This window comes from Nonomuraea basaltis (assembly GCF_005893125.1).
Lineage (GTDB): Bacteria > Actinomycetota > Actinomycetes > Streptosporangiales > Streptosporangiaceae > Nonomuraea > Nonomuraea basaltis.
In genome coordinates this window covers 32296-50406 of record NZ_VCJS01000011.1, presented here as the reverse complement: position 1 = coordinate 50406, position 18111 = coordinate 32296, and the positions used below count along the sequence as shown (strand labels likewise).

At 72.7% G+C, this 18111-nt stretch carries 18 protein-coding genes; 7 read left to right on the top strand and 11 right to left on the bottom strand.

Annotated features, from left to right (window positions below):
• The first annotated feature begins 6 nt into the window (after positions 1-6).
• The gene (locus EJK15_RS07515) at positions 7-384 is read left to right on the top strand and encodes a QcrA and Rieske domain-containing protein (protein WP_138709651.1); all 378 of its coding nucleotides are present in this window, start codon (positions 7-9) and stop codon (positions 382-384) included.
• Between the two features lie 39 nt (positions 385-423).
• Here EJK15_RS07515 and EJK15_RS07510 read toward each other — a convergent pair whose 3' ends face one another.
• From EJK15_RS07510 to EJK15_RS07500, 4 genes are all read right to left on the bottom strand, one after another.
• Entirely contained in the window at positions 424-771 is a 348-nt protein-coding gene (locus tag EJK15_RS07510) for a hypothetical protein (protein WP_138709650.1), read from the bottom strand.
• Positions 768-908, bottom strand: a complete 141-nt coding sequence (locus EJK15_RS70290) for a nuclear transport factor 2 family protein (protein ID WP_171074162.1) — start codon at positions 906-908, stop codon at positions 768-770. Before EJK15_RS70290 ends, EJK15_RS07510 begins: the two co-directional genes overlap by 4 nt.
• A gap of 110 nt (positions 909-1018) precedes the next feature.
• Entirely contained in the window at positions 1019-1591 is a 573-nt protein-coding gene (locus EJK15_RS07505) for a PadR family transcriptional regulator (protein WP_138709649.1), read from the bottom strand.
• 46 nt (positions 1592-1637) lie between these two features.
• Positions 1638-2435, bottom strand: a complete 798-nt coding sequence (locus EJK15_RS07500) for an MBL fold metallo-hydrolase (RefSeq protein ID WP_138709648.1) — start codon at positions 2433-2435, stop codon at positions 1638-1640.
• A 30-nt stretch (positions 2436-2465) separates the two neighbouring features.
• On the opposite strand from EJK15_RS07500, the gene EJK15_RS07495 reads away from it, so the two are divergent.
• Complete coding sequence (locus EJK15_RS07495; RefSeq protein ID WP_138709647.1) at positions 2466-2897, top strand: VOC family protein; 432 nt, start codon at positions 2466-2468, stop codon at positions 2895-2897.
• On the opposite strand, the gene EJK15_RS07490 is transcribed toward EJK15_RS07495, so the two are convergent.
• The 3 genes from EJK15_RS07490 to EJK15_RS07480 form a co-directional block, all read right to left on the bottom strand.
• On the bottom strand, positions 2898-3542 hold the full coding sequence (locus EJK15_RS07490; RefSeq protein ID WP_138709646.1) for a response regulator: 645 nt from the start codon (positions 3540-3542) through the stop codon (positions 2898-2900).
• Between the two features lie 78 nt (positions 3543-3620).
• The gene (locus EJK15_RS07485) at positions 3621-4778 is read right to left on the bottom strand and encodes a sensor histidine kinase (RefSeq protein WP_240776813.1); all 1158 of its coding nucleotides are present in this window, start codon (positions 4776-4778) and stop codon (positions 3621-3623) included.
• An 82-nt stretch (positions 4779-4860) separates the two neighbouring features.
• Complete coding sequence (locus EJK15_RS07480; protein WP_138709644.1) at positions 4861-6651, bottom strand: flavin-containing monooxygenase; 1791 nt, start codon at positions 6649-6651, stop codon at positions 4861-4863.
• Between the two features lie 326 nt (positions 6652-6977).
• On the opposite strand from EJK15_RS07480, the gene EJK15_RS07475 reads away from it, so the two are divergent.
• The 4 genes from EJK15_RS07475 to EJK15_RS07455 all read left to right on the top strand — a co-directional run bounded on the left by EJK15_RS07475 (position 6978) and on the right by EJK15_RS07455 (position 9930).
• Positions 6978-8324 (top strand): hypothetical protein, encoded by a 1347-nt coding sequence (locus tag EJK15_RS07475; protein WP_138709643.1) that lies wholly within the window; start codon positions 6978-6980, stop codon positions 8322-8324.
• Between the two features lie 104 nt (positions 8325-8428).
• Positions 8429-8779, top strand: a complete 351-nt coding sequence (locus EJK15_RS07470; protein WP_138709642.1) for an ArsR/SmtB family transcription factor — start codon at positions 8429-8431, stop codon at positions 8777-8779.
• Positions 8779-9054, top strand: coding sequence for a hypothetical protein (locus EJK15_RS07465; protein ID WP_240776812.1), 276 nt, complete (start codon positions 8779-8781; stop codon positions 9052-9054). Before EJK15_RS07470 ends, EJK15_RS07465 begins: the two co-directional genes overlap by 1 nt.
• Positions 9055-9207: 153 nt before the next feature.
• Positions 9208-9930, top strand: a complete 723-nt coding sequence (locus EJK15_RS07455) for a hypothetical protein (RefSeq protein ID WP_138709641.1) — start codon at positions 9208-9210, stop codon at positions 9928-9930.
• A gap of 9 nt (positions 9931-9939) precedes the next feature.
• On the opposite strand, the gene EJK15_RS07450 is transcribed toward EJK15_RS07455, so the two are convergent.
• The 3 genes from EJK15_RS07450 to EJK15_RS07445 are packed head-to-tail and all read right to left on the bottom strand — an operon-like array spanning position 9940 to position 15984.
• Positions 9940-12540 carry a LuxR C-terminal-related transcriptional regulator gene (locus EJK15_RS07450; protein ID WP_138709640.1) on the bottom strand — a complete coding sequence of 867 codons (2601 nt, stop codon included), beginning with the start codon at positions 12538-12540 and terminating at the stop codon, positions 9940-9942.
• 51 nt (positions 12541-12591) lie between these two features.
• Positions 12592-12753, bottom strand: a complete 162-nt coding sequence (locus EJK15_RS70285; protein ID WP_171074161.1) for a hypothetical protein — start codon at positions 12751-12753, stop codon at positions 12592-12594.
• A 36-nt stretch (positions 12754-12789) separates the two neighbouring features.
• Positions 12790-15984, bottom strand: a complete 3195-nt coding sequence (locus EJK15_RS07445; protein WP_138709639.1) for an AfsR/SARP family transcriptional regulator — start codon at positions 15982-15984, stop codon at positions 12790-12792.
• 127 nt (positions 15985-16111) lie between these two features.
• On the opposite strand from EJK15_RS07445, the gene EJK15_RS07440 reads away from it, so the two are divergent.
• Positions 16112-16630, top strand: coding sequence for a universal stress protein (locus EJK15_RS07440; RefSeq protein WP_138709638.1), 519 nt, complete (start codon positions 16112-16114; stop codon positions 16628-16630).
• On the opposite strand, the gene pdxR is transcribed toward EJK15_RS07440, so the two are convergent.
• Positions 16586-17989: a MocR-like pyridoxine biosynthesis transcription factor PdxR gene (gene pdxR / locus EJK15_RS07435; protein ID WP_138709637.1), complete on the bottom strand. Its 1404-nt coding sequence runs from the start codon at positions 17987-17989 to the stop codon at positions 16586-16588. The genes EJK15_RS07440 and pdxR overlap by 45 nt on opposite strands.
• Between the last annotated feature and the right edge of the window lie 122 nt (positions 17990-18111).

Below are 18111 nucleotides of genomic sequence, written 5' to 3'. Positions count from 1 at the left end.
GCAACTATGCTCACACGCCGTGCATTGATCGTCCGAGGTGGTACCGCGAGCGCGGGAGTGGTCTTCCTGTGGCCCGGCCAGGCGGAAGCGGAGGCGGCCGGCCCTCTGCTGGCCACGACCAAGAGCATCCCGCTCGGCGGCGGCCGGGTCATCAAGGGCAAGTACGTGATCACCCATCCGAAGAAGGGTGTCTACCGGTGCTTCAGCGCCATCTGCACCCATCAGGGCTGCGCGGTGGCGAGTGTGAGCCGTGGCACGATCAACTGCCCGTGCCACGGCAGCAAGTTCAGCGCCTCGACCGGGGCGGTGGTGAACGGCCCCGCCAAGCGGCCGCTCGCCCGCAAGAAGATCAAGGTCTCGAAGGGGAAGATCAGGCTCGCCTGATCTGCAGGGCGTACGTCGTGCTGCGCTCGGGCACTGACCCTAGGTGAGCCGCGCGGAGCAGCCCAACTGGTTCGCGATGCGGGCGATGCCCTTGGCGAACGATTCGCGCGTGCGCTCGCCGAAGCCGATGAACAGGTTGTTGGCCAGCGCCACGGCCCAGTACGGGCCGGCCACGCTGTAGACGCGATGGTCCACGCGTGCGCCCTCGGGGTGGCGGGTGACCGACCATTCGCCGCGGTACCACCAGCCACCCTGGTAGGCCACGGTGTGGTCGCCGAGCTCGGTCTTCATCTCGTAGGCGGGCCGATCCTTCAGCAGGGCCTGCCACACCTGCTCGACGGGTGCGCCGATCACCCCGGCGACCTCGGTGATGAGCCGCTTCCTCATGGCCGGCCCACCCGGGTGTTCTGGAAGGAGGCGAAGCGCCAGCCCTCGGGCGTGAACAGCTCGGCGTACGCCCTGGCGTCGCCGGCGTTCCACGTCTCCGTCATTCGCGCGAGCAGGCGGACGATCTCTGCGGACATGGCACAGCTCCCTTGGTCGCGGCGCCTATCCTGTGAATGCGAGTTCGGGCAGGGCAGGCGCCTTGTTCGGATGTCCGGCCGCCGGGGTGTTGGCGCACCCCGGCGGCCTCTTACATTTCGATCGAGGGAGCCCAGTCGAGCTCCCCCTTGTCGAGCCGGTCGAGCAGGTCTCTGACCCAGTCGAGCTCGGCCTTGTGCAGCGCCTGCTCGTACCCGACCTCGAGCATGAGGATCGCGGGCAGGCCGCTGTCGGCCATGGCCCGTATGTGGGCGTCCATCCCGGCCAGGACGCCCTCGATCGTGGCCGCCCGGGTGCGCAGCGCCCGCTGCGCGTCGGGCAGCCGCATGCAGGCGATGAGTGAGACGGCCGCGACGAACGCGCGCCGGTCGGGGTCTGGTTTCTCCAGCAGCTGCCGCAGCCGGGTGACCAGCTCTTCGCGGCCCTCCTCGGTGATCTCGTAGACCGTGCGCTCCGGCCTGCGGCCCTCGCGGTCGGTCTTGGCGGGCACGATCAGCTCGTCCCCGGCCAGCCGCTCGACCGCGTGGTAGAGGCTGCGCGGCAGGCCGGTGATGTAGTCCTTGTGCGTCTCGATGATGAAGCGATGCAGCTCGTACGGGTGGGCGGCGCGCACCGTGAGCAGTGCCAGCACGGTCAGGCCGACCAAGTCGTGGCGTCGCGCCATGATGCCTCCCTCTATATTGCAAGTTGCAATATAGCGTGGCAACGGGTCAGGCGTCGAGCTGCATGAAGGCGCGGGCGATGGCCTTGCTGGTCACGTCCTCGGGATAGGGGAAGAGCTTGATCACGTCGCGCAGGCCCTCCACGTGCGCCCGCCTGGCCAGCTCCGCCACGAGGGCCAGCTCGGCCCGCTGGGCCTGCACGAACTCCCGGTCCACCACCGCGCCGTGCCCCGGCACGAACACCTGCTCGGGCATCTCGTCCAGCATCGCCGCCGTGGTGGCCGGCCAGTCGAGCGGGTACGAGTCCCCGAATGCCGGCGGCGCCCCCTCCTCCACCAGGTCACCGGCGAACACCACACCGGCGTCAGGAACGTGGACGACGACGTCGTTGCTGGTGTGCCCGAGCCCGAAGTGCCGCAGGTGCACGATGCGCCCGCCGATGTCCAGGCTGGCCGCGACCGTGAACGTGTGGTCGGGGGGCACGATCGTGACCTCCTCCAGCTCCTCGCGCCGCTCGGGCAGCCGCCCGATGACCTTCGCGCGGTGCTGCTCGCCGTGCCGCTCGATCTCCTCCGCGCACCTGATGTGACCCCAGATCTCGGCGGGACGGAAGAGCGCGTTGCCGAAGTAGTGATCGTAGTGGGAGTGGCTGTTGACCACCGTCCACGGACCGGCGGTGATCCTCCTGACCGCCTCGATCAGGTCCGCCGCCTCCCGGTGTGAGGTACGCGTGTCGAGCACCAGGCAGTGCCCGTCGTCGCCCACGATCAGGCCCGAGTTCATGTCGAAGGACTCGTGACGCCGGACATAGACCCGGTCGCCGATCTCCTGCCACTGCTCGTTCATGGCACCGAACCCTAACTTTATGATCGGCACATGGCATATGACTTCCAGGTCGTCATCGACACGAACGACCCGCACGCGCTGGCCGACTGGTGGGCCGACGCGCTCGGATGGCAGGTGGAGCCCCAGGACGAGACGTTCATCCGCCAGATGATCGAGAAGGGCTACGCCACCGACGACGACACGACCACCCACCGCGGCGCGCTCGTGTGGAAGTCCGGCACGGCCATCAGGCACCCCGACGGCCTCGAACGCGCGCCACGTGTGCTGTTCCAGCAGGTGCCCGAGCCCAAGACGGTCAAGAACCGGGTGCACCTGGACATCCGGGTGGGCGCCGACAACATCGAGTCCGTGGTCGAGAAGCTGACCGCCAAGGGCGCGAAGGTGCTGCACCGCGGCCGCCAGGGGCCCAACTGGTGGATCACCATCGCCGACCCGGAGGGCAACGAGCTCTGCATCACCTGATCACCCCTGGCGCAGGTACGCCAGCACCGCCAGCACCCTCCTGTGCCCGTCGGCGGCCGGCGGCAGGTCGAGCTTGGCGAAGATGTTCGCGATGTGCTTGGCCACGGCCGCCTCGGTGACGAACAGCTCCTTCGCGATCGACGCGTTCGAGCGTCCCTCCGCGATCAGCCCGAGCACCTCCTGCTCGCGCGGGGTGAGCCGGTCCAGGGGATCGCGTCGCCGTCTCAGGAGCTGCCGCACCACTTCGGGGTCCACGACCGTGCCGCCCGCGGCCACCCGGTCGAGCGCGTCGACGAACTCGCGCACGTCGCCGATGCGGTCCTTCAGCAGGTAGCCGATGCCGGCTCCGGCGCCGGAGTCGAGCAGCTCGACCGCGTACGTCTGCTCGACGTACTGGCTGAGCACCAGCACGGCCAGCTCGGGATATCGCGCGCGGAGCTGCAGCGCGGCCCGCAGCCCCTCGTCGGTGAAGCCGGGCGGCATCCGCACGTCGGTCACCACGGCCTCGGGCCGGTGCTCGTCGACGGCGGCGAGCAGTCCTGGCGCGTCGCCGACCGAGGCGACCACGGTGTGGCCGAAGCGTTCGAGCAGCCCGGCCAGGCCCTCCCTGAGCAGCACGGCATCTTCAGCGATCACTACGCGCACCGGATCTCCACACGGGTCGTCTCCATGAGCACTGCGTCTATGAGCACAGGATCTCCACGCGGGTCGTCTCCGTGAACACTACGCGCACGGGATCTCCACGCGGACCAGGGTAGGCCCGCCGACCGGGCTGAACAGCGACAATCTTCCTCCCACCACGGACAGCCGGTCGGCCAGGCCGGTCAGTCCCGTGCCCTTCGCCGGGTCGGCGCCGCCGGCGCCGTCGTCTCGTACCTCGACGACCAGATGGCCGCGCTCGACCCGGCCGGTGACGGCGCCCCTGGTGGCCCCGCTGTGCTTGGCCAGGTTCGCGAGTGCCTCGCTGACCACGTAGTACGCGGTGACCTCCACGGGCACCGGCAGCCGCCCCGGCACCTCGATGTCGACGTCGACCGGCACGGGGGAGCGCCCGGCCACGTCGCGTACGGCGGCCGCCAGCCCCCGGTCGGTGAGGATCGGCGAGTGCACCCCGCGGATCAGCTCGCGCAGCTCGGCCAGCGCCTGCTTGGCCTCGTCGTGGGCCAGCCCGATCAGCCGGCTCGCATCCGAGCTCTCGGGCAGGTCGAGCCTGGCCATGCCGAGCGTCATCGACAGCGCGACCAGCCGCTGCTGTGCGCCGTCGTGCAGGTCCCGCTCGATCCTGCGGCGCTCCATCTCGAACGCGTCCACCAGCCGCGCCCGCGACCGCAGCACCTCGCTCAATTCCGACCCCTGGGGCGCCAGGACCGCTCTGACCATGGCGCCCCTGGCGCCGCCCCAGGCGGTGACCGTGTACGCGGCGACCGGGACCAGCAGCACCCCGACCACGCTCGCCGCGGCGCCGGCGAACGGCGTCACTGTCGGCTGGACGACAGGCGTGAGGACCAGCAACAGGGGTCCTGCGACGGTGAACGCGACCATGAGCAGGTCGATCCACCACATCGCGAGCAGCGTCATGACCGCCAGCCCGGCCTCCCGCCTGCGCCGGTCCGGCACCTCAGGCAGGGGTACACCGTCGACGAGCCGCAGCCGCCATCGTTCGAACCAGGCGACGGGCAGGACGCACACCGCCAGGGCCGCCGGCCCCGTGAGGACGCGGAGCGGCTCGGGGACGAGCAGCGTGGCCGCGGCGACGAACCCGACGGCCGCGCCGGGGACGACGCTGGCCAGCAGGTACGCCACGCACCGCCACGGCCAGGCCGAGCCGAGGAACGGCAGCGGCCGCCGGGTGAGCGCCTCCAGCGCGGTCCTGTTGAGCACTTTGTGACCGTATCCGCCGGTAGGAGGGCGAGGCAGTAGTGCTGGGTTTACCTTTGGGGCCGTTTTGAGGGCCGGCCACCGATCAGGGGCGGAACTCGAGCCCTTCGAACGCGTTCGAGGACCGCCACTCGTCGATATAGGCGAAATACGCCATCGCGCCCTGCGGATAGCCCACATTGAGCCAGCTCCGCAGCCCGAGATCCTGGCGGCCCTCGTTGTTGTAGTAGCCGGGCGTGCAGTCCGGCGAGCCCAGCAGCGTGCCGGGGCCCGACAGCAGCAGCTCGACCCACGCGTCCTCGGCGGCCTTGGTGACCTCGACCTCCGCGAAGCCGTGGTCGAGGGCGTGCTTGACGATCACGGCGATGGTCCGGCCCGCCTCGGTGAGGTTGTGCGGGATGTTGGAGATGAGGTTCGCGCCCTGGGCCGGCTGGACGAGGAAGGCGTTCGGGAAGCCGTGCACGTGGATGCCGTGCAGCGTGCGCATGCCGTCCGCCCAGCGCTCCGACAGCCTGGCCCCGTCGCGCCCGGCCAGGTCGTAGCCGGCCCGGCGAGTGTAGTCGGTGCCGACCTCGAAGCCGGAGGCGTAGATGACGCAGTCGGCCTCGTACTCCCTGCCCGCGACGACGACGCCGGTCTCGGTGATCCGCTCGACGCCCTTGCCGTCGGTGTCCACGAGGTGCGTGCCGGGGACGTTGAAGGCCTGCAGGTACTCGTCGTGGAAGCAGGGGCGTTTGCAGAGCTGGCGGTACCACGCCTTGAGCTTCCGCGCGGTCTCCCGGTGCTCGACGACGGCGTCGACGCGGGCGCGGATCTCCTCCATCTTCTCGAAGTCGGAGTCCTCGAACGCGGCCAGCAGCTTCTCCGGGGTGAGCTCGTCGAGTTCCTTGATCTTGGCGCGGACCCGGCGGGCGATGTCGGTCCAGCCGTCCATCACCAGGTCCTCCTCGGCCAGGCCGCCGGTCTGCACGGCCGTGAAGTTCTCCAGCCAGCGCTGCTGCCAGCCCGGCGTGGCGATCCGCGCGAACCACTCGGGGTCGGTCGGCCGGTTGTCCCGCACGTCCACGGACGACGGGGTGCGCTGGAACACGTACAGCTCCTTGCACGCCCGCGCCAGGTGGGGCACGCACTGTACGGCCGTCGCGCCCGTGCCGATGACGGCCACCCGCCGGTCCGCCAGCCGGTCCATGGGCGCGCCCGACGGGTCGCCGCCGGTGTAGGCGTAGTCCCAGCGGCTCGTGTGGAAGGAATGACCGCGGAAGGATTGGATTCCGGGGATGCCGGGGAGTTTGGGCACATGGAGCGGGCCGACGCCCATGGTGACGAACTGCGCGGTGAAGTGGTCGCCCCGGTCGGTGTACAGGTGCCAGCGCGATCGGGCCGCGTCCCATTCGAGCTGCCGGACCTCCGTGTGGAACAGCGCGTTGTCGTACAGGCCGTAGTGCTTGCCGATGCGGCGGCAGTGCTCCAAGATCTCGGGCGCGTGCGCGTACTTCTCGGTCGGCATGTGGCCGGTCTCCTCGAGCAGCGGCATGTACACGAACGACGCCGTGTCGCACTGCGCTCCGGGGTAGCGGTTCCAGTACCAGGTGCCGCCGAAGTCGCCGGCCTTGTCGATGAGGCGTACGTCCCCGACCCCGGCCTCCCTCAGCCGCGCACCGGTCACGAGTCCGGCGAAGCCGCCGCCGATGACCGCGACCGTCACGTGGTCGGCCTTCGGCTCGCGCTCCATCCTCGGCGTGTACGGGTCGGCGAGGTAGTGCGCGAAGCGGCCGGTGAGGCGCAGGTACTGGTCGTTGCCGTCGGGGCGGAGCCGCTTGTCGCGCTCCTCGCGGTATTTCCGGTACAGGGCCTCTTTGTCGATGACGGCTGTCATGTGTCCTCCGGAGGGGCCGCATGGGTGACCGGGGCAATTCCAGAATGTCATTCGGAAATGGCCTCCGACAAGCCCCGTACCCTCCGGAGGGCGGGTTTACCTGATCACCGGATGCTCAGCCCCACGCCGATCAGCCCGTCGCCGAGGTCCCCGAGATCGGCCGGTTCGGACGGTGTGGGCCCGCAGCAGGTCCTCGGTGTCCTCGTCGGACCCGCACGTGAGGTACGCGAACCGCAGCAACGCGGTGCCCCGCGCCGCCACGAAATCCGCGCCCGTGACCGAAGCGGCTATGGTGAGAATCCCGCACACGAGGAAGCAGAACCGCCTTGGCTCACCGCGCCCTGGTCATCGCCATGTTGCCCGCCATCGGGCTGCGCGTGCTGGCCGTGCTCGGCTACCCGCCCGCGCTGCTCTTCTACGGCGACTCGTTCGCTTTCCTGCGCGAGGAGCTGACGCCGGGGACGACCCGGCCGTCCGGATACTCCCTGCTGCTGGCGGTGCTCCGCCCCGCCCACAGCCTCACGCTGGTGACGGTCCTGCAGCACCTGCTGATGCTGGCGCTCGCGGTGGGGGTGTACGCGCTGCTCAGGCGGCGCGGCCTGCCCGGCTGGGGCGCCACGCTGCTGGTCACCCCGCTGCTGTACGACGAGTTCCTCATCCTCCTCGAGCACATGATCATGGCGGACGCGATCTTCATCGTGCTGGTCACGGCCGCCGTCGCGCTCATCGTGTGGCGCGTCACCCCCGCCACGGCCGCCGTCGGCGGGGCGCTGCTCGGCCTGGCCGGCATCACCAGGACGATCGGCCTGCCGCTGCTGCTGCTGACGGCCGCCTACCTGCTGATCAGGCGCTACGGCTGGCGCCCGCTGCTGGCTCTGGTCGTGGCCGGGGTGATTCCCCTGGGCGCGTACGCCACCTGGACGAAGGTCGAGAAGGGCAAGTTCGCCCTCACCGAGGCGGACGGGAACTTCCTGTGGTCCAGGACCATGAGCTTCGCCGACTGCGACGTGATCAAGCCGCCGGAGCGCCTGGCCGTGCTCTGCCCCCAGATGCCCGTCGAGCAGCGCCCCTACCCGCCCCACTGGCTGTGGGAGAGCTTCTCGCCGCTGCTCAAGGTGCCGGGGACGGCCAATCGCAACAAGCTGGCCGGGGAGTTCGCCAGGGAGGCCATCCTCGCGCAGCCCGGCGGCTATCTGAGCGCTGTCGCGACCGACCTCGGGCAGTTGCTGCGCTGGGAGCGCACGGCCGTGGACGAGAAGACGCCGTACAAGCTGCCGGCGGCCGAGCGGCCGATCAGCGGGTCGGTGCGGGGCATCGCGGAGGCGTACGAGGCGGGGCCGGCCGCCACGCGCGTCGTCGAGCCGTTCGCCGGGTGGCTGCGCGCCTATCAGCGGTTCGGGTACGCGCCGTTCCCGCTGCTCGTGCTGGCCCTGGCGGGCGCGCTGGCGCTGGCCCTGGTGCGACGGCGATGGGACGCCCTGCTGCCCGCGCTGGCGGCGCTCGCGCTCATCGCGGCTCCGCCGTTCCTGGCGGCCTACGACGTGCGGTACGTGATCCCGGCGATCCCGCTGATCTGCCTGGCGCTGGGGCTGACCTTGGGCGCCCGCCCGGCTGACGCCGCCACCGGCCGGCCCGCGCGGGCGCCGGAGGCCGTAGCCGGTCGCGCGAGCTGACGTCGCGGTGGCCGGTCGCGCGAGCTGACCGTCGCCGTTGCCGTCGCACGTGCCGAATGCTACGGTTCCCCCTGTAAAGAAATTCTTACACCTGACGGGGCCTTATGACTGCGGCCGGGCCGACCGGCGACGATCTGGTCGAGATGCTGGCGGCGCTGGCCAATCCATTGCGGTTGCGCATCGTCGCGCGGCTGGCCGACGGCCGTGACTACGTGAGCCATCTGGCCCGCGAGATCGGGGTGAGCCGCCCGCTCCTCCACATGCACCTGCGGCGGCTCGAGGCGGCAGGCTTGATCGCCGGCAGCCTGGAGCTGTCGGAGGACGGCAAGGCCATGAAGTACTACGAAGTCACGGACTTCAGCCTGCACCTGACCGCGTCGGCGCTGGCCGAGGCGGCGAAGACACTGACCAGGTCGGACCCGGGAAAGGGTCCTGGAGCCGAGGAGCACTCCTGATGCTGGATGGGGCAATGTCCTGGCCCGAGGCCATCTTCTACCTCGGCGTGCTGGTCCTGGTCGCCTTCCTGATCGCCCTCTTCGTCGTGGGCACGTTCGAGATGCGGAAGGCGAAGCTCGAGGCCTCCCAGGCCGAGGATCTGCGCCGGCTCGTGCGCCGGTTCGAGCAGCTCTCCGAGAACACCATGGACGCCCAGCAGCGGGTGGCCGCCGACCTGGCCGAGCTGCGGGCGCGTACGACGTCGATCGAGCAGATCCTGCGCACCGTCGAGTAATCACGTGCCCCCACCGGCTGAGGGCCCTGGCGACGAGCGGCCGGGTGGCGGAGAACCTGCCCGCCAGGCACCAGACGGCGACGATGCGCCAGCGCCGACCGCTTCGGAAGAGTGCCCGGTCTTGGCGCCCCAACGGCGGCATAATGGCGGCCGATGCCGAAATTTCAGGACTTGTCCGAATACGCGGCGGCGATCGCCCCGGTCATCAACGCGGCCCACGTCGACGTGCACGCCTCGGCCCGGCGGGCGGTCACCGAGCTCGCCGAGGCGTCCGGCGTGACCCCCGGGTTGCTAGCCGACCTGCGGTTCATGCTCCCCCTGCACCCCGTGACCCGGGCGCAGCTCGGCGCGATCTACCGGTACGCCGACGCGGCCGAGCAGGACGACATCCAGGGGCACCTGCGCGAGGCCACGCTGACCGAGGACGGCGACGGCGTGCTCAGGGTTACGGAGAAAGGGCTGGCGTTCATCCACCGCCTGTACGAGCTGCACGAAGCCACGACCGAGCGCGTCTGGGCCGGGCACGACCTGCCGGGGCTGGCCGGCCTGGCAGGCAGGGTGCTGGGCCGGGCCACAGCGGAGCGCGTGCCGGGCGGCGCGCTGGAGCTGGTGGCGCCACCGTACGAGCCGGGCGGGGCGGCGCCCGGGTTGGTGCTGTTCAACCGGCTGGCCGTGCTCCGATACCACCGCGCGGACGCGCACGCCGCGGCATGGCGGGCAGCGGGCCTGTCCGCGGCCGAGATCGTCGGCCTGGCGGACGGGCTGCTGCGTGCCGTGGTCGAGGCGGACACGAACGTGCGGGCCGGGACGCCGTACAAGGTGCTCTCCGAGAGCGAGCGGGAGATCCTCTACGACGGCCTGCTCGGACTCATCTGAGGCGCGCGGTCAGAGCGCCGCGAGCAGGCGGCCGACCTGGGTGCGGTCGTTGACGCCGAGCTTGTCGTAGGCGGCCTGCAGGTGGTTGGCCGCCGTACGGGCGGACAGCGTCAGCCGGTCGGCGATCTCCCGGTTCGTCAGCCCGGCGGCGGCGAGCTGGACGATCTCCCGCTGCCGCGGCGTCAGCTCCGGCGTGGCCAGCTCCACCAGCGCGGGCGTCGTGACGCCCGGGCAGCGCCTGGCCAGCGCCCACGCCCTGGCCTGCGCGCCCCTGGCCAGGGTGCCCCGGCCGGCGTCCCGGTAGGCGGCCGACTCCTGCGCGGTGGCCTCGGCCGCGTACAGCACCAGGCCGAGCCCCTCGAACTCCCCGGCCACCGCCCGCAGCTCGTCCGGGTCCCCCGCGGCCCGAGCGTGCCTGGCCAGGAGCCCTACCAGCGGCCCGTCCATGCGTTCCGCCAGTGCGGAGAGCCGGTCGGCGGCGAGCAGGGGCACGCCGAGCCGCACCAGGTCGTGCAGCGCGAACATCAGCGGGCCGAGCTGCTCGTGCTTCTCCGCGAGGTCGGCCGCCGACAGGCACAGGCTCACCGCCTCGTCCAGGGCGCCTCCCGCCGCCGCCACCCAGACCGCCGCCTGCAGCACCGGCTGCCGGGTGAACGGCCAGCGCGCCGCGAGCTCCTCCGCCTCCGCGAGCGTGGCGCGGGCCTGAGCCGTCCGGCCCAGCAACGCCAGCGCGTGGGCCAGCTCGCCCAGGCACCTGCCCAGGTACGGCGTGCGCGCCGGCAGCCTGACGGCGTCGTCGCGGCACCATCTGACGGCCCCCGCCGCGTCCCCGCGTAACCTGCTGACCAGCGCCCGGTAGGCCCCGAACCCGGACACCGACAGCTCGGCGGCGGCCAGCTCCATGCCCTCCTCCGCCGAGCGCGCGGCCGCCTCCAGCCTCCCGGAGAACACCTGCGCGGCGCAGCGTGCGTCCAGCAGCGTCGGCAGCGCGTGCGGCGCCTCGTCCCCCCAGCCGGCCACGCCCGCCAGCGCTTCCTCGGCCACCACGAGGCTGTGCTCGAAGCGCCCCGAGTAAGCGCCGATCCACGCCTCCAGGCCGGCCGCGTGCGCCGCGCCCCTGACCGTCATCGGCGTGCACGCGAGGGCCCGGGCCAGCGACCCGGCGGCCCCGGTCAGGCGGCCGGCCAGGAAGTCGGCCACGCCGCGGTAGATGTGCGCCTCCTGCTGCCAGGCCGGCTCCGTCAGCGCCTCCGCCACCGCGTCCAGCACCCGGCACGCCTCCGCGTCCGCGCCCGCCCAGGCCAGGTTGATGCCCAGGCTGAACGCGTGCTGCGCGCGCTCGCTCTCGGTCACCGCGTTCCTGGCGGCCTGCCGCAGCGCCGCCAGCGCGGAGTCCGCGTCGCCCAGCACCATGAGCACCTGGCCGAGCAGCGCCACCGCCGCCACCCCGGCCCCCGCGTCGAGCGCGGCCCTGGCCAGCCGCGCGGCCAGCCGGGGATCACGCCTGGCCCAGGCCAGGTTCGCGGCGGACAGCAGCATCTCGGGTTCGGCGCCCGAACCGGCGGCCGAGCCGCTGTCCAGCCGCCACACGGCCGCCCGCAGCTGGTCCTCGCGCCGCCGCAGCCCCGTGGCCTCCAGCGCCTCGGCCAGCATCCGCTGCCGGCGCCGGGCCCGTAGCACGCCGCAGTCGGCGCGTACCACCTCGCCGTAGAGGGGGTGGCCGAGCCGCACGTGCTCCCGCCGGCCCTCACCCACGGTCACGACCAGGCCGCGGTCCTCCACCCGCTCCACCGCCCGCGCCGAGGTCAGCGACGCCAGCAGCTCGGTGCCCAGTGGCTCGCCGAACGCCACCAGCTCCAGTACCTCGCGCTCGTCCGCGTCGAGATGGCCGATCCGGTCGCTCACCAGCTCGTGCAGCCGCGTGGTCATGGACAGCTCGCCCCGCCAGCGCCACTGCCCGTCCCGCTCGGCCAGGCACCCCGAAGTGCGGCCCGCGTGCACCATCTCGCGCAGGTAGAGCACGTTGCCCCCGCTGACCCCGGCCAGATGACGTACGGTGTCCGCGGCCACCTCGCCGCCGAGCGCGCCCGCGAGCACCTCCCCGACCTCGTTCGAGGTCAGCGGCGGCAGCTCGATCCTGGCGATCAGCTCGTCCTTCCACAGCGCGGCCACCGCGGCCGGCTGCGGCTCGCCACTGCGTACCGTCACCAGCAGGCTCGCCTCGCCGCTCTCGGCCAGGTAGTGCAGCAGCGCCGCCGAGGCCGGGTCGAGCCGGTGCGCGTCGTCCACGCTCACCAGCAGCCGGCCCCGCCCCGAGCCGTGCAGCAGGCGGGCGGCCCAGCGCAGCAGGTTCTCGCCGCCCTCCGGCGGGCCGGTCAGCACGTGCGCGAACGCGCCGAACGGGATCATCGACGCGGTCTCCGTGCCGAGCGCGCGCACGACCGCGTACTCCTTCAGCCCGGCCAGCGCCTGCGCCGCCAGCCTGCTCTTGCCTACCCCTGCCTCGCCGGCGATCATCACGCCTGCTCCCGACCGCAGCGTCTCCCGCACGGTCGTCAGCGGCCCCCCTCGCCCGACGAACGGCCATCCGCTCCCCAGCTGCTCGCTCATCGCGCCTCCTCTCACTTGCGTCATGGTGCTGCAAGGAGGTTCGCGGGAGGTTCAGGCCGGATCCTGCTCGATTCCGGCGGCGGCGGTCAGCAGGCCGAGCAGCGCCTCGGTCCCGCTGAAGGCGACCTGCTCGCCCCCGACCTCTTCGAGCAGCCCGCGGAGCTGGCCGCCGGATTGCTCGGGCTCGACCAGCCGAACGATGACCGTTCTCATATGGAGCACCATCTCGCCGACCGGTTCAGGTCTGGTTCAGGTGGGGTACGGGGCGGGCTCGACCTCCAGCTCGCGCATGCGTTCCGCGTACAGGTGGTAGCGCCTGCGAGCGTCGCCGCGGCGGCCCGCCAGGTCGAGCACCCGCACCAGGCCGAGGTGGGCGCGCTCGTCGTAGCGGTCGCGCTCCAGCAGCCGCAGCCAGTAACGCGCGGCCTCGTCGTGGCGCCGCTCGCTCGCGCGGGCGGTGGCGAGCCTGGCCGCGGCCTGCACGTACGCCAGCCTGGCCTGCTCGCGCAGGCCCACGGCCCAGTCCGCGTACGGGTCCTCCTCGCAGAACTCGCCACTGTACGCGCTCTCGGCGGCCGCCCACCGCTCCAGCGCCTCGGCCGTCCGGCCGGCCTGGTCGAGCCGTACGGCGGCGGCCACCAGCTCCAGGAATCTCTCGACGTCGACGTCGACGTTGGACAGGTCCAGCCGCAGCGCGCCCTCGTCCGAGACCACGATCTCGTCGGCCGGCCGTTCGTGCTCGGGGTCGAGGACGGCGCGCAGCGTGGAGACCATGACGTTCAGCCGCCGCAGCCCGACCGCCTCGTCCTCCTGCTCCGGCCAGAGGATCTCGACCAGGCGCTCCCTGCTGATCCCGCTCCCCCTCCGGCTGACCAGGATCTTCAGCAGGTCGCGGGCCTTGCGCGACTGCCACGCGGTACGCGCGACGGGCGCGCCGCCCCGCAGCACCCGGAACGTTCCCATGGTCTCGACGACCACCCGCGCCCCCGGCTCGGGCGCGGCGCGGGCGATCAGCGCGTCGATCCGATCGTCGAGCGCCCGGCAGCCGATCGCGTGCATGCGCTCGCGCACCCTCGCGGCGGTGTCCCGGCCGGTCGCGGGATCGGCCAGAGCGGCCCTGACGAGCTCGGCCCTGGCCTGCCCGATCGGGTCGCCGAGCATCGCCCACTTGCGCACGGCCTCGTCGGCGAGCTTGGGATCGCCGTCGAGCCGGGCGCGCAGCTCGGCGATGGCGGCCTGGGCGGCGTGACCCCGGCGCGCGACCGCGATGGGCTCGGTCTCGTCGAGCATCGCCCGGGCCTCGCCGGGCCGCCCGGCGGCCAGCGCCACGCGGGCGCTCACGACCCGGGCCGTCACTCCGGCGATGCCCTCGGCGTGCTCCAGCGCCTGCTCGGCGACATGGACCGCCTCGTCGGGGTCGTCGTGGGCGAGCAGCTCGGCCAGCGCGTTGAGCGCGTTGGACAGGTTCTGCACGTCGTCCGGCGGCGCCTCGGCGATGATCCGCCGGTAGATCGCGGCCGCCGCCGCGCGGTCGCCGCGCAGCGCGTGGATCTCGGCCAGCCGGCCCAGCCCGTAGCCGACCAGCCTGGAGCCCATCGCCTCCCACCCGGCCACCGCGGCGGCGGCCTCGGTGGCGGCCTCCTCCAGGCGGCCGAGCCCGATCAGCGCCTTGGCCCGGTTGGCGGCGTTGAGTGCGGCGTAGGGGGCGAACGACACCAGGTCCGTCAGCCTGGCGGCGAGGTCCGTCTCGGCCAGGGCCTCGGCGTAGGCGCCCTCGTCCAGGTGACGGGAGGCCCGGTTGGCGCGGATGCGGATGAGCTGGAAGACGTCGCCGGCGCGGTCGGCGTACTCCAGGGCCCGCAGGTAGTGGGCGTCGTTGGCGCGGCGGTCGCCGTCGAGGGCGGCGAGCATGGCCAGCACCGTGTTCGCCATCGCCAGGGCGCCCGGGTCACCCAGGCTCCTGGCCTGCTCCAGCGCCCGGTCGGCCAGCTCGGCGCAGCCCGCCCGGTCGCCCTTCATCCACAGCACGGAGGCCCTGGAGGCGGCGCACATGGCGGCGTCGGCGGGCGGGAAGCCGTACTCGTCTCCCCTGCGGTACATGGCGATCGCCGCGTCGTAGTCGCCGCGCAGGTGGTCGATCAGGCCCAGCCGCCTGGCCACGAACGCGTCGAACGCGGGGCCCTCGGCGGCCCGGGCGAGCAGGTCGCGGGCGCGGGTCCAGTGGCCGCGGTTCTGCTCGGCGACGCCGGCCAGCTTGAGCATCGGGGGCGAGCTCCTGGCGGCCTCGGGTAACAGGTCCAGGGCGGCGACCACGTCACCGCGTTCGGCCAGGCGCAGGCCGTACGAGTCGAGGAGGGAGGCGGCGAGACCGGGGTGTGCGGTCGCGACGGCGGCGCGGAGGGCGAGCTCGGGCTGGTCGTTCTCGGCGTACCAGCGGGCGGCGACGGCCGCCACGTCGTGGGCCTCGTGCCGGTCGAGCGGGGCGTGCCTGGCCAGGATGTGCGCGCTGGTCTGGGTGAGGCGGTGGCCGTCCTGCCAGGCCTCCAGGAACAGGCCGCGGCTGGTCAGCGAGTCGAGCGTGTCGGGCGGCGCGCCGAGCACCGCGGCCAGGCCGCCGGTCAGCACGGGCAGGACGGTGGCGGCGCGCAGCAGCTCCCGCATGGTCGCGGGCAGGTCCTTGAACGCGTCGAGCGTGAGGCGTTCGAGCGTGGCGGAGGTCGCGGCCAGGCCAGCGGCGGTACGAGGCCACGTCGCGGGATCCTCCCGGGCCAGCGCGTCGAGCGCGGCCTGGACGGCGGCGGGCCAGCCGCCGCAGGCGTCGTGCAGCGTGGCGGCCACGGCCGCGCCGGCCTCCCCCAGCCGGTCGCGGGCCCAGGCGGCGGTCTCCTCGGGGCTGAGCGCCAGGCCGGTCGCGTCGAAGTCGAGCACCTCGTGGTCCTGGCGCAGCCGCGCGGTCGGGAACGGCAGCGGCACCCGCGACGCGGTGACCAGGTGCAGGTGCCGGGGCGCGGCCCGGACCAGAGTCTCCACGTAACGCACGGCCCCGGGCGCGTCCGAGATCGCCTCGACGCCGTCGAAGACCAGGGCGAGCCCCCGCCGCAGCCGCCTGGACAGCGCCTCGGCCAGCGCACCTGCCAGCGCCGCAGCCCTGGACAGCTCGTCGGCGTCGGGACCGAGCGGCGCCTGCGCTGTCGTCACCAGGTCGGCGGGCAGCCCGGGCACCGCCTCCGACAGCGCCGCGGCCACCGCCCCGGCCAGCGTCGGGAGGTCGCGGTCGGCGGGGCCGAGCCGGTGCAACACCGCGCCGACGGCCTGGCTCCACCCGGCCAGCGCGATGGATTTCCCGTAACCTGTTGTCGCCACGAGCGAGGTGAGCCTGTGCGTCAGCGCCCCGTCGAGCCGCCGGTCGAGGGCGGGACGGGGTTGCACCCACCCTCGTTCCACCCCCGCATGCTACGCCTGCGTTCGTTGGCGACTCCAGAATTCCGTTGAGGACTCCAGAGTTCGCAATTGGCACCTCCCGGTAACCAGTGGGTAGGCGCACTATGGTCGTATTCCTACAGGAGGCACCGTGGAACAGGATCTGCCCGGCGGTGCGAGGCTGATCGTGGGGGTGGACGAGTCCCCGGCCTCGCGCTGGGCGCTGGCCTGGGCCATCGGGGTGGCCAGGCTCCACCGGATGGCCCTGGTCGCCGTGCACGTCAGCCGCGCACCCGTGCACCCCTTCCCTGAGGCGCTGCCCGTGCAGCACGCCGTCAGGCTGGGTGAGGAGGCCCGCTGCGCCGAGGTCATCGCCGCAGCTTTCGACGAGGTCGCGGGCGGGGTGCCCGACGATCTCAAGACGGCGGTGGCCGGCCGGGTCGGCGATCCCGGCTACCATCTCGTCGACCTGGCCCGGGAGGGCGATCTGCTGGTGCTCGGCCGGAGCCGGCGCGGGCTGCTCAGCCGGATCTTCCTGCCGTCCACCAGCATGTACTGCGCCCGGCACGCGCGGACCACGGTCGTGATCGTGCAGCAGCCGTCGGCGCCGGACGACCAGGAGATCTCAGGGGAGCGGAATCGGGGGTTCTGGAGCCGGCGACATCATTAGCGATCTTCTGAGGAGTCGCAGGCCCTCGGGGATCCGCTCCTTGCTGATGGCGCCGTAGCCCAGGACCAGGCCCGGCTGGGCCGGGGTCTCGCCGCAGTACGCCTCCAGCCGCTCCAGCGCCAGGCCGGGCGCGGGGCGTACGGACACGCCGGGCGCGAGGCGGGCGCACAGGTGCAGGCCCGCGGTGGACGGGATCGGGCGCAGGCGCTCGTCTTCCTTGAGTGTTTCCGCGATCAGGGCGTGCCGGGCGGCGTACTCGCGGGTGGCCTTCCTGATGTGCCTGGCCAGGAGCCCTTCGTCGATGAAGCGGGCCAGGGCCGCCTGCGTCGGCAGCTCGCTGTGCCAGTCGGACAGCCGCCTGGCGGCGCGCAGCGCCGGGGCGAGCGAGGCGGGGGCGACGAGGAAACCGAGCCTGAGCATGGGGAGCAGGGTCTTGGAGAACGAACCCACGTAGATCACCCGGCCGGCGCGGTCGAGGCTCTGGAGGGGTTCGAGCGGCCGCTCGCCGAAGCGGAACTCGCTGTCGTAGTCATCCTCGATCACCACCGCCCGGCGGCGCTCGGCCCAGGACAGGAGGGCGGCGCGGCGGGCCAGCGACATGGGCGTGCCCAGGGGGAACTGGTGCGACGGGGTGACGTACACGATGCGGGCGGTTTTGGGGATGGCCCGGACGTCTATGCCCTCGGCGTCGACCGGCACCCCGGCCACGCGGGCGCCGAGGGAGCGGAACAGCAGGCGGGCAGGCGGGTAGCCGGGCTCCTCGACGGCAACGCAGGCGCCCGGCTCGATCAGGACGCGGCCGATGAGGTCCAGCGCCTGCTGGGCGCCGTTCGTGATCAGCACGTCGCCGGCGCCGGCGTGGACCGAGCGGCTGATGCCGATGTGCCGGGAAATGGCCTCCCTCAGCGGCTCGTGCCCGGCAGGGTCGCCGTAACCGGCGGGGCCGGCGCGCAGCTCGCGGGCCACCAGCCGGCGCCACGTCTCCATCGGGAACAGGCGGGGATCGGGCGCGCCGACGCGGAAGTCGTACGGGGCGTCCGGCGTGGGCACGGGTGTCCCGATCCCCCGCCAGATCGCCCGGGGCAGGACGACGCCCTTGGGCGCGGCCCTGCCGCGAACCGGCTCCGCCGACACGAACGTGCCCGCGCCCGCCCGGCCCACCAGGAACCCGTCGGCGACGAGGCGGTCGTAGGCGAGCGCGACCGTGTTCCTGGAGATCTCCAGCCGGCGGGCCAGCTCCCTGGTCGGGGGGAGCCGCTCGCCCGACCTGAGTCTGCCGTCGAGTATCGCGTCGAGCAGTTGCCGGTAGACCTGTGCGGCCAGGTCGCCCCGGCTTTCGAGGGTGACGTGGACGTCCATCTTGGCCCAATCAGTTTGCCGGAAATTGGATCTTATCTCGGGACAAGTTGGGTTCCAAGATGGGTGCATGACCGAGCGGGCGTCGGCACGCGGAGGACGCCGGAGTCGTACAAATCATGAAA